This is a genomic window from Plantactinospora mayteni (genome assembly GCF_016862935.1).
Classification (GTDB): Bacteria; Actinomycetota; Actinomycetes; order Mycobacteriales; family Micromonosporaceae; genus Plantactinospora; species Plantactinospora mayteni.
Genome location: NZ_BONX01000038.1, coordinates 69,823 through 83,318, shown reverse-complemented (window position 1 = coordinate 83,318; position 13,496 = coordinate 69,823). Strand labels below are relative to the sequence as shown.

At 72.4% G+C, this 13,496-nt stretch carries 11 protein-coding genes; 8 read left to right on the top strand and 3 right to left on the bottom strand.

The window, feature by feature from the left end:
- Positions 1–27: 27 nt before the first annotated feature.
- From araA to Pma05_RS27450, 3 genes are all read right to left on the bottom strand, one after another.
- Positions 28–1,569 (bottom strand): L-arabinose isomerase, encoded by a 1,542-nt coding sequence (araA, locus tag Pma05_RS27460; RefSeq protein ID WP_239313208.1) that lies wholly within the window; start codon positions 1,567–1,569, stop codon positions 28–30.
- Between the two features lie 336 nt (positions 1,570–1,905).
- Positions 1,906–2,781 carry an alpha/beta fold hydrolase gene (locus tag Pma05_RS27455; protein WP_203860371.1) on the bottom strand — a complete coding sequence of 292 codons (876 nt, stop codon included), beginning with the start codon at positions 2,779–2,781 and terminating at the stop codon, positions 1,906–1,908.
- Between the two features lie 207 nt (positions 2,782–2,988).
- On the bottom strand, positions 2,989–3,540 hold the full coding sequence (locus tag Pma05_RS27450) for a 2-thiouracil desulfurase family protein (RefSeq protein ID WP_203860370.1): 552 nt from the start codon (positions 3,538–3,540) through the stop codon (positions 2,989–2,991).
- A gap of 341 nt (positions 3,541–3,881) precedes the next feature.
- Between Pma05_RS27450 and Pma05_RS27445 the strand changes: the two genes are divergently transcribed.
- The 8 genes from Pma05_RS27445 (at position 3,882) to Pma05_RS27410 (ending at position 13,471) form a co-directional block, all read left to right on the top strand.
- On the top strand, positions 3,882–4,292 hold the full coding sequence (locus Pma05_RS27445; RefSeq protein WP_203860369.1) for a four-helix bundle copper-binding protein: 411 nt from the start codon (positions 3,882–3,884) through the stop codon (positions 4,290–4,292).
- Between the two features lie 138 nt (positions 4,293–4,430).
- The gene (locus Pma05_RS27440; RefSeq protein WP_203860368.1) at positions 4,431–4,982 is read left to right on the top strand and encodes an RBBP9/YdeN family alpha/beta hydrolase; all 552 of its coding nucleotides are present in this window, start codon (positions 4,431–4,433) and stop codon (positions 4,980–4,982) included.
- 189 nt (positions 4,983–5,171) lie between these two features.
- Positions 5,172–6,659 (top strand): hypothetical protein, encoded by a 1,488-nt coding sequence (locus tag Pma05_RS27435; protein WP_203860367.1) that lies wholly within the window; start codon positions 5,172–5,174, stop codon positions 6,657–6,659.
- A 63-nt stretch (positions 6,660–6,722) separates the two neighbouring features.
- Positions 6,723–8,126 (top strand): S1 family peptidase, encoded by a 1,404-nt coding sequence (locus Pma05_RS27430; RefSeq protein WP_203860366.1) that lies wholly within the window; start codon positions 6,723–6,725, stop codon positions 8,124–8,126.
- Between the two features lie 240 nt (positions 8,127–8,366).
- Positions 8,367–9,449, top strand: coding sequence for a glycosyltransferase (locus tag Pma05_RS27425; protein WP_203860365.1), 1,083 nt, complete (start codon positions 8,367–8,369; stop codon positions 9,447–9,449).
- Positions 9,436–10,950 carry an oligosaccharide repeat unit polymerase gene (locus Pma05_RS27420; RefSeq protein WP_203860364.1) on the top strand — a complete coding sequence of 505 codons (1,515 nt, stop codon included), beginning with the start codon at positions 9,436–9,438 and terminating at the stop codon, positions 10,948–10,950. Before Pma05_RS27425 ends, Pma05_RS27420 begins: the two co-directional genes overlap by 14 nt.
- Positions 10,947–12,206, top strand: a complete 1,260-nt coding sequence (locus Pma05_RS27415; protein WP_203860363.1) for a glycosyltransferase — start codon at positions 10,947–10,949, stop codon at positions 12,204–12,206. Before Pma05_RS27420 ends, Pma05_RS27415 begins: the two co-directional genes overlap by 4 nt.
- Positions 12,203–13,471 carry an MATE family efflux transporter gene (locus Pma05_RS27410; RefSeq protein ID WP_203860362.1) on the top strand — a complete coding sequence of 423 codons (1,269 nt, stop codon included), beginning with the start codon at positions 12,203–12,205 and terminating at the stop codon, positions 13,469–13,471. Before Pma05_RS27415 ends, Pma05_RS27410 begins: the two co-directional genes overlap by 4 nt.
- Positions 13,472–13,496 lie beyond the last annotated feature (25 nt).

Genomic DNA, 13,496 nt, shown 5'->3' with positions numbered 1-13,496 from the left:
CCCCGGCCCGGGCCCCACGGCTCAGGGTCAGCCCCGGCCGGGCAGACCCTGGGCGAGTCGGTGGTATGCCTGGTTCCAGCGCAGCCGGTCCTGGAAGTCCGCGGTCGTGGTCCGCCCGTCGATCAGCACCAGCTCGGTGTGCAGCATGTCGGCGAAGTCGCGCAGGGTCGCCGTCCCGACCGCCTGGGTGAGCACGGTGTGGTGCGGTCCCCCGGCGGTGAGCCACGACTCGGCCGAGGTGCTCAGTGACGGTGCCGGCTTCCACACCGCGCGGGCGACCGGGAGTCGGGGCATCGGCTCGTCCGGCGGCACCACCTCGATCTCGTTGGCGACCAGGCGGAACCGCTCGCCGAGGTCGGCCATCCCGATCACCACTCCGGGGCCGGGTGTGGCGTCGAAGACGAGCCGGACCGGATCCTCCCGGTCGCCGATGCCGAGCGGGTGGACCTCGCAGGACGGGCGTCCACTCGCGATGCTGGGGCAGACCTCCAGCATATGCGCGCCGAGGATCTTCGGCTCGCCCGGTCCGAAGTGGTAGGTGTAGTCCTCCATGAAGGAGGTGCCCCGGTGCGATCCGGCGCCCATCGCCTTGACCGCGGCGAGCAGCGTCGAGGTCTTCCAGTCACCCTCGCCGCCGAAGCCGTAGCCGTCGGCCATCAACCGCTGCACGGCCAGCCCGGGAAGTTGGCGCAGCCCGCCGAGGTCCTGGAAGTTGGTGGTGAACGCCCCGAACCCACCTGCGGTGAGGAACTCCCGCAGGCCGGCCTCGATCCGGGCCGCGTACCGCAGAGACTCGTGCCGGTCGCCGTCCTTGGCCAGCTCGGGGGCGAGCCGGTAGGTGTCGGCGTACTCGCCGACCAGGCGCTCGATCTCCTGGTCGGCGACCCGGTCCACCACCTCGACCAGGTCGTTGACCCCGTAGGTGTTGACCGAGACGCCGAACCGCAGCTCCGCCTCCACCTTGTCGCCCTCGGTGACGGCGACGTCGCGCATGTTGTCGCCGAACCGGGCCAGCCGGAGGTTGCGCAGGTGCGCGAAGCCGAGCGCGGCGCGGGCCCACTCGTCGATCCGGGCCAGCACGCTCGGGTCGGAGGCGTGCCCGGCGACCGTCTTGCGGGCCAGCCCGAGCCGGGTCTGGATGAAGCCGAACTCCCGGTCGCCGTGCGCGGCCTGGTTGAGGTTCATGAAGTCCATGTCGATGGACTCCCAGGGCAGCGCCTCGTTGAGCTGGGTGTGCAGGTGCAGCAGGGGCTTGCGCAACGCGTCCAGGCCGGTGATCCACATCTTGGCCGGCGAGAAGGTGTGCATCCAGGCGATCACGCCGAGGCAGCCGGGGTCGGCGTTGGCCTCCAGCAGTACGGTGCGGATCGCCGACGCCTCGGTGAGGACGGGCTTCCAGACGATCTCCGCGACGATCTGGCCGGAGCCGGTGAGCGTACGCAGGATCTGCTGCGACTGGGACGCGACCTGGTCGAGAGTTTCCGGACCGTAGAGGTGCTGGCTGCCGGTGAGGAACCAGATCTGCGGATGCGTGGCCGGCGGCATGTCCACCTCTCCTAATTGGGGCATGGCACCAGCCTGCCCCGACGGTCTGGTCGCGATCACCTCGCGAGCCGAGTGTTACCGCTAACATTGGAGCAGTCAAACCGTACACCGTAACGCTTCAGTAACGGGAGAGTGGAGATCCGCGGGTGCCATGCCGAGGCGTCGAGCGGTCGGTCCGGGACGTCGAACGGTCGGTGCCCCGGGGCCGTGCCGCCGCACTCAGGACACCGACCGGACCCGCTGGCCCGGGTGAGGTCCCTTTGTGTGCACCGTCGCGCTACCCCGGCGCCGTGGCCCGGGTCGGGCCGCCGACCGCCCGACCAGGCCCTTCCGGTACGGCTATCGGTCCTTCCGGTACGACTATCGCAGGAAGTCCAGCAGTTGCCGGGTGGTCTCCTCCGGAGCCTCCTCCGGGATGAAGTGTCCCACCGGCACCGGACCGCCCCGGACGTCGTCGGACCATTCCCGCCAGATCGCGAGCGGGTCGTCGTAGAGCACGCCGACCGATCCGCGCTGGCTCCAGAGGAACAGGACCGGACAGTCGATCTTCCGGTTGCCCCGGTCCGCCTCGTCCCGCTGGAAGTCCAGCGTCGCCGCCGCCCGGTACTCCTCGCAGATCGCGTGCGCCGTCTCGGGATCGGCGAACTTCCGGACGTACTCCGCGCGTACCTCCGCCGGGAAGGCGTCCTTCACCTCCGGCCAGGTGTCGAGCATGAAGTCGACCAGGACCTCCGGCGCCGCGCCGATGAACCGCTCCGGCACCGGTTCCGGGGCGGCCAGGAAGGACCAGACCCAGTACCCGAGGCTGAACCTCATCTCCGCCAGGCGGTACGCGTCCCCGGTCGGGACGACGTCCAGCACCGCGAGCCGGCCGACAGCGTCGGGCGCGTCCAACGCCAACCGGTACGCACACCGCGCGCCCCGGTCGTGTCCGACCAGCCGGAACCGGTCGTACCCGAGGCTCCGCATGACCTCGACCTGGTCCCGCGCGGTGGCCCGCATGCTGTACGGCTCGTGGTCCGGCGTGCTGGGCGGCTTGCCGCTGTCGCCGTACCCGCGCAGGTCGGTGGCGACCACGGTGTAGTGCTCGGCGAGTACCGGCGCCACCCGGTGCCACATCAGGTGCGTTTCCGGGATGCCGTGCAGGAGCAGGACGGGAGGGCCGCTGCCGCCCCGGCGCCCGTGAATCCGGGTACCGGACGTCGGGACGTCGAACTCCTCGAACCCCTCGAACACGCCACCACCTCCACCGAACCGTCGACGCAAGCTCCGTTCGACGCCTGCTCGTTCGACGCCTGCTCGTCCACGCCAGTTCGCCAGCACTGGCCGCTGCCGTTGGCGGGGTTGCCCGCGTCGCAGCGACGTTGGTCGGCATTCCCACTGCACGCTGATCCGAACCGGAGGGGCACGGCCAGCAGCCGAGCCGGCGCGGGCCGTGGGCGCTCAGTCCGGGGGCGCCGCCGGAGCGGACGGGAACGGCGACGGCGCCGAGGGGTCGTACTCGTGGTGTGCCACGACTTGGAACCCGTTGCGGAGCAGCAGGGCGGCCGTGACGCCCTGGCCGGCGACCCGGTTCCGCCGGAACGTCCCGTCACTGACCTGCCGGCAGCCGCAGGACGGGCTGTAGTCCTGGAGTACCGCCCCGACCGCCCCGGTGACCTGGGCGATCCGCAGGGTCCGCCGGGCACCCCTCAGGTACGCCTCGGTCACGTCCTCGCCCCGGTGGGTCAGCACCCGGGCCCGGCCGTCCAGGACGTCGAAGCCGTCCCCGCCGACGATCTCCGCACGGTCGCGCGGGGTCGGCAGTCCGCCCATCACCTCCGGACAGACCAGCCGGACCCGGGCGTCGGCGGCGGGTGCCACCTCCTCCTTCGCGGCACCGCCGTCGTACGCGCAACGGGTGCCGGCCAGGCAGGCGCTCATCAGGAACAGCGCCGTACCCTCCGGGTCGGGCGGGGTCACGGTGTCGTCGGTACCACCCGTTGCGGCGTCCATATCCGGTCCTCCGCGGTTCGCCGACACATCGGCACGGACATCGCGATCCGGTCACGAGTCTAGGCGCCCGGCCACCCGTCGCAGGGCGCCCAGCCGGGATCGAACCACGCGACCGAGCCGACCCGGTACCGAGTGACGTCGACGGGACGCTGGAGGGCGGAGTGGGGTTCGGCACCTTCCGGCCAGGTGTCGACAGAGATGCGCGATCCGGTCGACGAGCCCCGGCCTGCGGAATCGCCGCCCGGGCGACCGGAGCCCGAATGAACCTCGGCGGCACCGGGTATCGGCAGATGGACGACCAACCGACGCGGAGCCGACCGCCGACGCGAGGAGACGCGCAGATGACCGCCGCCACCCGGCCCATGCTGGCCACGTACCCCGGAGAGATCAACCTGGACCGAGATCTGCTGGCCAGGTCGATCGACGCGCTGCTCGCCTGCGCCCAGGCCTGCACCTCGTGCGCGGACGCCTGCCTGAGCGAGGACGACGTCGCCCAACTCGTCAAGTGCATCCGGACCGACCTGGACTGCGCCGACGTCTGCGCCAGCACGGCGCGGGTGCTGTCCCGGCACACCGGCTACGACGCGAACCTCAGCCGCAGCCTGTTGGAGGCGTGCGCGACCGCCTGCCGGTCCTGTGCCGACGAGTGCGAGCGGCACGCCAAGATGCACGAGCACTGCCGGATCTGCGCCGAGGCCTGCCGGGTCGCCGAACGGGCCTCCCGGGAACTGTCGGCGGCAATGGCCCGCTGACGCCCTACGGGCTGGTGGTGGCCGGGGTCGACGACGCCACCGCCGGATCGTCCGGGCGAACGCGACGGACCGACGTGCGCGGGCCGTCGCGCCTCGGGGTGTGCCACGGACCAGCGGGCCCGCGACTAACCTGGGCCGGTGACTCGGATCCTGCTCGTGCCCGGACGTGGTCGCCCCAAGCCGGAGCACTGGTTGCGACGCTGGGCCGACGCACATCCCGACTACCGGTGGGCGCCCTACCCACCCGGTCCGCCGTTCACCCTGGCGGAGCGCGTCGCCGCACTGCACGAGGCGGTCGGCGACGCGCCGGACCCGGCGGTGCTGGTGGCACACAGCGCCGGCTGCCTCACCGTCGCGGCCTGGGCCGCCCGGCACACCGGACCGGTCCGGGCGGCCCTGCTCGTCACCCCGCCCTACCTCGACCCGACCTGGGAACCCGACCCGAACCGTCCACCGGACGACAGCGTCTACGGCCCGGTGCCGCGTGCCCGGCTGCCGTTCCGGTCGATCCTGGTGGCCAGCCGTACCGACCCGTACACGACGTTCGCACAGTTCCGGCAGTACGCCGAGGACTGGGGGGCGGAGTTGTTCGACGCGGGTGACGCCGGGCACGTCGAGACCGCGAGCGGGTACGGCCCCTGGCCAGCCGGTGAGCTGCTGCTCGCCAGGCTCCACCGGCAACCGGACTGAGCAGCCCACCCTTCTCTGGCACCGTCCACTTCGCCCCTTGTCGCGCCGGACACCCTGAGTCAGTACTCATGTACTATCACCGGACGACTGCGGGGGGCACTACCCGGCCACCGGGCCTCCGGAGGGGCCTCGGGTGCGCTGGTCTCGCCTCGCTAGGATCCGCACAGAGCGAAGCGGAAGTGGGTTGGGATGCAGCCAGTGGGTCCGTACCAGTTCATCGAGGCGGTCAGCCTGTGCCAGGTCGGCAGCGTCTGGTCCGCCATCGACGGGCAGGGCAACTCGTACACGGTGGCCGTGCTGGACGCCGCCGTCGCGGGTGACCAACGCTGGCGGGACGCCTTCGTCGGCACCGCGCAGGCGCTGGCGCAGCCCGGCTCGGGCGGCCCTCGTTACGTACACGCGGAATTCGCCGCCGCCGCGCCCTGGGTGGCCTACGCCGCCAGCGAGGCCGGCGGCGGCGAACGGCTCTTCGCGGCGTTGGGCATGGAGTGCCGGCCCGCCCAGGAGGGGCTCGGGGACGGCGAGTCGCCGACCATGAAGACCGCGACCGGCGCGACGACGAACGGCTCTCCCGCGCCCGACGACGACGAGCTGGCCAGCCCCACGACCCGACTGGCCCCGGGCGTGCCGCCGCCCAACCCGTGGCAGGCCGGGCCACCACAGCCGACGCCGGTGAACGCGACCCCGACCTCCGCGCCGCCGCACCAGAGTTCGGCGCCGCCGTTCCAGAGTTCCGCGCCCCCACACCAGACCTCCGCGCCACCGGACCAGAGCTCGGCGCCGCCGTTCCAGAGTTCCGCGCCGCCCTACCAGAACTCCGCGCCGCCGTACCAGATCTCGGTACCGCCGGACTCGATCTCCGGGCCGCCGCAGCCGCTGCCCGAGATGCCGCAGGCCGCGCAGCCCTACCCGAGCGATCCGTCGGCGAACGCGTCCGGATACGACCCGCTCTACTCGCCGGTGCGGCACATCGTGCCCTCCGAGCCGAAGCCACGCCGCAACCGGCTCTGGATCGGCATCGCGGCACTGGTCGTGCTGGTCTTGGTCGGCGGTGGGACGATCATCGCCCTGGCGGTCAGCGGCGACGACCCGGCCGCGCCGCCCACCGCGGCCCCGCAATCGGTCAGTCCCACCCCGTCGGCCGTGGCGATCCCGACCGCACCGCCGGTCGCACCCGGCAAGGAGCCGCCAAAGGAAGTACGGTGGCCGGCGGACTGGCCGAAGTTCGATCCGACTTTCCCCTTCCACACCGTCGAACTCGAAGGTCTCGACTTCCCGCTCAAGGCTCCGCAGGCCTGGCAGTGCACCCCGGCCGGGCAGGCCGAGGGGTACGCGAAATACAACTGCGGCGTACCCCCGGGCTCGGGACCCGAGATCGGCGGCGAGTTGGTCGTCCGGTCCTGCACGCCGTGCGACGGGGACACGCGGTTCAGAATGCGCCGGGCCGAGGAAGCCTGGGGGCTGCAGTGGAACCGGGCCGGAGGGGCGGCCCTCTACGCGGAGTCGTTCCAGCTCGAGGGCAATCCCGACCGCCGCTACGGTCTGGTCCTGATCGGCTACTATCGCACCGGCACCAGCATCGACCGGCAGGTCGTGCTCCGGATGACCTCGCCGGTGGACGGCGCCGGCCAGATCCGCCGGGTCGCGAACTACCTCCGTGACACGTTGATCTTCTGACTTGAAAATCAACGATCTCCAGATCGCCACCCCTGCGAAGCCGAGAACGGATCCGGGTCGTCAGTGAGCAGAGACGTCCATCGCGGCGCAGAGAAGACCTCGCCTCACCGGGACACCGATGCCGGCCGGCATGCCTGGCCGAGCCCACGGCGGATCCTCCGGACCTCCGGCCCGGCACTGTTCGCGGCGGCACTCGCGGGTGTTGCGGTCAACCTGGCCGGCCCGCCCGCGACCGCGGCGCCGGGGCTCGCCCCGAACGAGCCGGCGACCGCGGTGGCCGGTCGGAGCACGTTCTATCTCGAGGCGACGTTCACCGGCTACCTCCGGTACACCGAACCGGGCGGCAAGAGCCGGCGGGAGCCGGTGACCGTACACCGGCGGTGCAGTGGCGTGATCGTCAACCCGGACGGGCACGCCGTCACCGCCAGCGGCTGCGTACGCCCCGACGAGCGGGAACTGCTGACCGACGCCGGGTACGCGCTGGCGCAGGCCCTGGCCGAGGCGGAACGCCTGCCCGCCGACGGGCTCGACGGATTCGTCCGGAGCATCGCCGGTACGGCCACCTTCTCCGGTCCCCGCCCCGGCACGAAACCCTCGTCGGCGCTCTGGGGGCAACTCGGTGTCGCCCAGCCGGGAGTCACCGCCACGCCTGCGGTCCAGGCCACTGTGGCGGGGCCGGATCCGGGTGCGGTGCAGGGCGACCTGGCCCTGGTCAAGCTGTCCCGGTCGGATCTGTCTGCGATCGAGGTCGGCGCCGGTGACGGCCCAGCGCCGGGCAGCGACGTGCTGGTCCTGGGCTACGGCCCCGACGAGCCCGACACCGGAGCCGGCGAATACCGGCAGCGGGCCCGGCCGGTCGAGGTCGGCGACCGGAGCGGGCCGGAGCGGCTGGCCGGCGACGGCCTCGGGCCCAGTTTCCAGGGCAGCCCGGTGCTGGACGCCGACGGGCGGCTCCGCGCGATCCTGGACAGCGACCCGTCGGCCGTCGACGGACGCAGCCGGCAACTCGTCCCCGCCACGGATGTCGCCGAACTGCTCGCCGAGGCCGGCGTCGCCAACCGGTTGAGCGAGGTCGACCGGGCCTACCGGGACGGGCTCCGGGCCTACTTCGCGGGACAGTTCTCCACGGCCATCCGCCGATTCGACGACCTCCTCCGGCTGGCGCCCTCGCACAGCTCCGCCCAGACGTACCGGGAACGGGCGCAGCACCGGCTCGCGGTCGACGGGGACGCGGTCGAGAACTCGGCGGAGTGGCTTCGCTATCTGCTCTCGGCGGCCGTGGGAGTCCTGCTCGTCGTCGCCGCCGGCCGCGTCCGGCGGTTCGTCCGGTCCAGGTTCCCGACCGTCCGATTCAGACCGGCGGAGGATGCCGGGCCGGGGCCGGAACCACCGGACGCGGAAGCGTCGACTTCCGGGCCGTCGGGTTCCGGCCCGTCGACGACCGCCACCGTCGTGACGCCGGGGTAGCACCGCGACGCTCGCGAGCACCGACGGAGTCGAACCGGACCGGGGCCGGTGAACCGGTGCCGGAGTGAATGCCTGTACTACTATCTGGCGCGGCTCGCCGCACGGTCCGGCGCCGGTGCGACTGGCACTGGTGACAACCCGGGCGGCCGGCCGACGGCTGTGCGGCCGTGCCGGGGCACGAGGGGAGGAACGGAGATCGCGGCGTCATCTGCGGAGGCATCCGGGGCCCGGACCACACCGTTGGCAGGACGCTCCGTCGCACTCGTACACGAGTGGTTCGGCGCGACGGGGGGCTCGGAGAACGTGTTCCTCTCGCTACACGGCATACTCCCGCACGCCACCGGGTTCGTCCTCTGGCGGGACCGGGACGCCCGGCGTGGGCTGGAGTTCCGGGAGTCCTGGCTCGCCCGTACGCCACTGCGCCGGGCCAAGGCACTGGCCCTGCCGGTCATGCCGGTCACCTGGCGTACCCTGACCCGCGAACGGTTCGACGTGGTCATCTCGTCGAGCCACGCGTTCGCACACACCGTCAAGCTCCGGCAGGACCGGGACACCCGCTACCTGAGCTACGTGCACTCGCCGGCCCGCTACCTGTGGAGTCCGGACTTCGACGGGCGCGGTTCCGGCGGGCTCCTCGCGCTGCCCCGGTCCGCGTTGCGCCGTACCGACCTGCGGCTCAGTCGGCACGTGCACAGTTACGCCGCGAACTCGGTCGAGGTGCGGTCGCGTATCCAGCGGTTCTGGCGCCGGGACGCCCGGGTGATCAATCCGCCGGTCGACGTCGACTACTACCTGGACGCACCCGCGCCGCAGCGCCGACAGAACCGCGACTACCTGCTCGGGGTGGGGCGCTGGATCCCGTACAAGAACTTCGATCTCATGATCGAGATTGCCGACGCCGCCGGCCTGCCGCTGGTCGTCGCCGGCTCCGGGCCGGCGGAGGAGTCGCTGCGGCGGGCCGCCGCCAGGGTACGGGTGCCGGTCAGCTTCGAGCACCGCCCGTCCCAGGAACGGCTCCGCGAACTGTACTGGGGCGCGAAGGCGCTGCTCTTCCCCGTACACGAGGACTTCGGCATCATCCCGGTCGAGGCGATGGCCTGTGGCACACCGGTCATCGGCGCCCGACGCGGCGGCCTGCTGGAGACCGTGGTCGACGGGGAGACCGGCTTCCTGCTCGACTCGCCGGACCCGCGCCGGTACGCCGACGCGCTGCACCGCCTCGACGAACTGGACCCGTCCCGGATCACCGCCCGCGCCGCCGCCTTCTCGGCGGACGTGTTCGCGGCCAACGTCACGTCGTGGGTCACCGATGCGGCGCACTGACCGGGGCACCGGTTCCGGAATGGCCGCGATCGTCACCCGCTGGCGTACCGGCCCGGTCGTCGCGTCGGCGGTCGGCACCATACTCGTCGTAGTCCTCGGGGTCACCACCGTGCTCCCCCGACCCACCGTGGCCGGGGTTCTCGGACTGGTCGTGGTGGCGATCTGCCTGGCCGCGCTCTACCACGCCACCGTCGCCGAGTCGTTCGCACCCGTCGCGGTGACGTTCTGGGCGTTCGTCGGGGTGTGGGTCGGCTTCGCGCCGCTGCTACAGATCCGGGACCGCCGTCTCCCCTGGCCCGACCTGCCGCTCTACCAGCACTACGTGACCGCCCAGGTGATCCTCATCCTGGCCGTCACCGCATACTGGGCCGGCTACGCCCGCCGGCTGCCCGCGCCCCGGAAACTGTCGTCCGGCCGGCTCCAGGTCACCGTGGAGAAGGCGATCGTGCTGACCGGGCTGGCCCTGGTGATGGCGGTGGTCTGCCTGCCCCGCACCGGTGGGCTGGCGGTCCGGTTCACCAGCCGCGACGAGCTGCAACGCGCCATCGAGCAGGCCGGTCTGCGGGGCGGCCAGGATCTCGCGCTCCTCGGGCTGCTCAGCACGCTGCCGGCCGCGATCAGCGTGGTCGCGTTGATCCTCTGCCTGCTCTGCTGGCGCAACCGCGCCTATGCCGACGCGGGAGCACGGCTGGTCCTGGCCGCCGCCACGGCCGTCGCGGTGGCCCTGAACCTCGTCTACAACAATCCGCTGACCGCGAACCGGTTCTCGTCGTTCAGCGTGATGCTGGCCGCCGGACTGGCGCTGGTCAGGCTCCGGCGGCAACGCTGGCGTACCCTCTTCTCGGTCGGGATGCTGCTCGGGCTCGCGGTGCTCTATCCGCTGGCCAACCTGTTCCGCAACGACCGATCGCGCGGAAACCTGCGGCTGGGCCTGGACGCCTACTACACCTGGGACTTCGACGGGTTCCAGCAGACCGTCAACGCCGCCTTCTACGTCGACAGCCAGGGCCACACCTGGGGGCACCACCTGATCTCGGCGCTCTTCTTCTGGGTACCGAGGTCGCTGTGGGAGGGCAAGGCGATCCCGGCCGGAAACGTCGTCGCGGACAGCCGGGGTTACGAGTTCCAGAACCTGGCCCTGCCGTTCTGGGCCGAGGTCTTCGTCGAGTTCAGTTTCGTCGGCGTGGTGGTGCTGTTCTTCTGCTACGGCAAACTGGCCCGGCGACTCGACCGGGCGCTGAACACCTCGCCGGCGAACCTGCCGGTCGCGCTGGCCGTCATCTTCGCCGCCTGCCAGATCGGGCTGTTGCGGGGGCCGCTCGGCGCCCAGATCCCGTTCGTCGGCGCCGCGTTCGTGGTGCTGCTGGTCGGGGTCTTCGGCTGGCGCGGTCGGGTCTGGGGTCTAACCCGGCCGGAGGAGGTCGGCCCGGCGGCGACGGAGTCGAGCGATACGGAGTCGAGCGATCGGGAGTCGAGCGATCCGGTCCAGGTGCCGAGATGACAGGCGCCGGGACGACAGGCGCCGGGATCGGGATGACAGGTGCCGAGCTGAACCGCCCCAGGATCGCCGTGCTCGCCGACTGGTGGTGGCCGAACCTGGTGGGCGGGGCGGAGCGGTCGGCCCGGTCCGCTGCGCTCGAACTCGCCCGAACCGCCGAGGTCGCGGTCTTCGTACCGGCGCCGGCAGACGAGGTGTACTCCGACGGGCCGCTCACCGTGCACGCCGTGCGCCGGCCGTACGCCCGGCGGGTGCACGCCGACTCGGCGCTCCGACGTGGACTGGAGCTGCTGACCGCGTGGCTGCTGCCGGCGGTCGCGTCCCGGCAGATCCGCGCGCTGCGGGCGTACCGGCCCGACGTGGTCGTGGCGACCAACGTCTCCCGTACCGGCCCGTGGCTGCTGCGCTGGGCTCGGGCGAGCGGCGTCCGGCTGGTGCGGTCGTACCACGACCTGAGCGACACCTGCTGGCGGCGGTCCCGCCGTCGGGGTACCGAGAACTGCGCCGAGATCTGCGCCGGCTGTCGGGTCAAGACCGGGGTCATGCGCCGGGCGACGCCACCCACGGCGGTCGCGGTCTGCGTCTCCGGTTTCGTCCGGGACGAGTTGGAGCGGGCCGGACTGACCAGCCGGGAGACCAGTCTGGTGGCCTATCCGCTGGTCGGCGCGCCGGGGGGCGCGTCGGCTACGTACCGCCCCGATCCGATGCGCCTGGTCCTCGGCTATCTGGGCCGGGTCGCCCCGGTGAAGGGCGTCGAGGCGGCGATCCGCACCGCCGCCGCGTACCGGCGGAACACGGGTGCGGCGGTCACCCTGCTGGTCGCGGGCGATGGCCAGCCGGACTACCTGCGGGAGCTGGCAGCCCTCGCCGCCGCGCAGCAGGTCGACGTGGACTTCGCGGGGCAACTGGACGTCGAGGCGTTCTGTGCCCGGATCGACGCGGCGCTGATCCCGTCGACCTGGATGGAACCCTTCGGCCGGGTGGCGGTGGAGGTGGGCAGCCGGGGCCGGCCCATGCTCGTGTCGCGGGTGGGTGGCCTGCCCGAGGCCGCCGCCGTCTCGGGTGGACGGTTCGCCTTCACCGACTTCGCGGACCCGGAGGCCGCCGCCCGTGCCCTCGGCGAACTCCTCGACGGCCGGACTGACGCCACCACCGCACCGGCCCCGGGTGCGGCGATGCCCCTGGAGCAGGGAGTGCTGACCGCCGTCGCGCGGGCGCTGGAGGGCTGGCCCGGCAACCGGGAGGAGCAACCGGCGTGACGGAGACGGAGACGTCGACGACGACCGGCGAAGCCGCGCGGTCCGGCGGGCGATCCTGGTCGACGCTTGCCCTGACCCTGGGCCAGCTCGCGCTGATGGCCACCAGCCTGGTCTTCAGCCTCTCCCTCGGGTACGCGGGCGGACTGGCCGCGGTCGGCGCCGTCGCACCGGCGATGCTGGTCTTCCAGCTCACCTGCGGCGTCCTGCAACGTACCCTCGCCGAAGCGACGCTGCTGGCCACCGCCCACGAGGGCCGGCCGGCCGATCGGGCGACCTGCCGGTGGTCGGTGGCCGCCGCGCTGGGCGGCGGCCTGCTCGGCGCCGTCGTCGCCCTGCTGTCCAGCCTCGCCGTGCCCGACGCACCGATCGAGTTGGCCCTCGGCTACGCGGCCGGGATCCCGTTCGTGATCGCGCTCGACATCGGCCGGTCCGCGGCGGTGGCCGCCGGCACGGCCCGGTCGGCGTTCCTGGAGTCGGCACTCTGGCTGGTCGTCCAGACGGCGTCGATGCTGTGCTTCGCGGCACTGGGCTCGCCGCTCGGCATCTGCCTCTCCTGGGCGGCGGTGAACGCCGTCTTCTTCCTCGTCGCCGCCGCTCGACCCGATCGCCGCCCGGCCCTGCGCGGCCTGCTCCGGTGGCTCCGGTCCCGCCGGGCGAGCATGGGAGCCGCTTCGCTGGACGCCTTCGTCGTCGGCGTGACACCCGTACTCGCCATGCAGGTCACCGCGTTCGTCAGCACCGCCGCCACGCTCGGGGTCATCCGGGTACTGCAACAGGTGCTCGCCCCGCTGGCGTTCGTCTCGATAACCTTCCGGCGGGTGCTGATCTACCGGCGGCGTAACGACGGCACCAGTACGGTCTGGCAGGATCTGCGCGACGGGTTGCTGTCGCTGGGCCTGATGGCCGCCGGTGCGGTGCTGCTCGGTCTGGCGGTGGTCCTGGGCAGCCGGCTCGTACCCGCGCTGGCCTTCATCCCGGTCGGTGCCGCGCTGGTCGCCGCAGGTGCGGAGAAGGCGGCGCTCGGCTTCTCCTACGGCTGCTCGTTGAGCAGGTTCGTCCGGGGTGAGTTCGACGTCCTGCTGCGCGCCCGGTACGTCATGCTCGGCCTCACCGTGCTCGCGGCGCCGTTGATGACCATCCGGTGGGGCGCGACCGGCTATCTCGTCGGGTCGTCGATCGGCATGGTCGGCTACTCGCTGGCGGTGCTCGGCCTGCCGGGCGGTCGGCGAGCCGTCCCGACCGGGCCACGGCCCGGGTTGTCCTGACCGGAGTTCGGTCCCGTATGTTTGG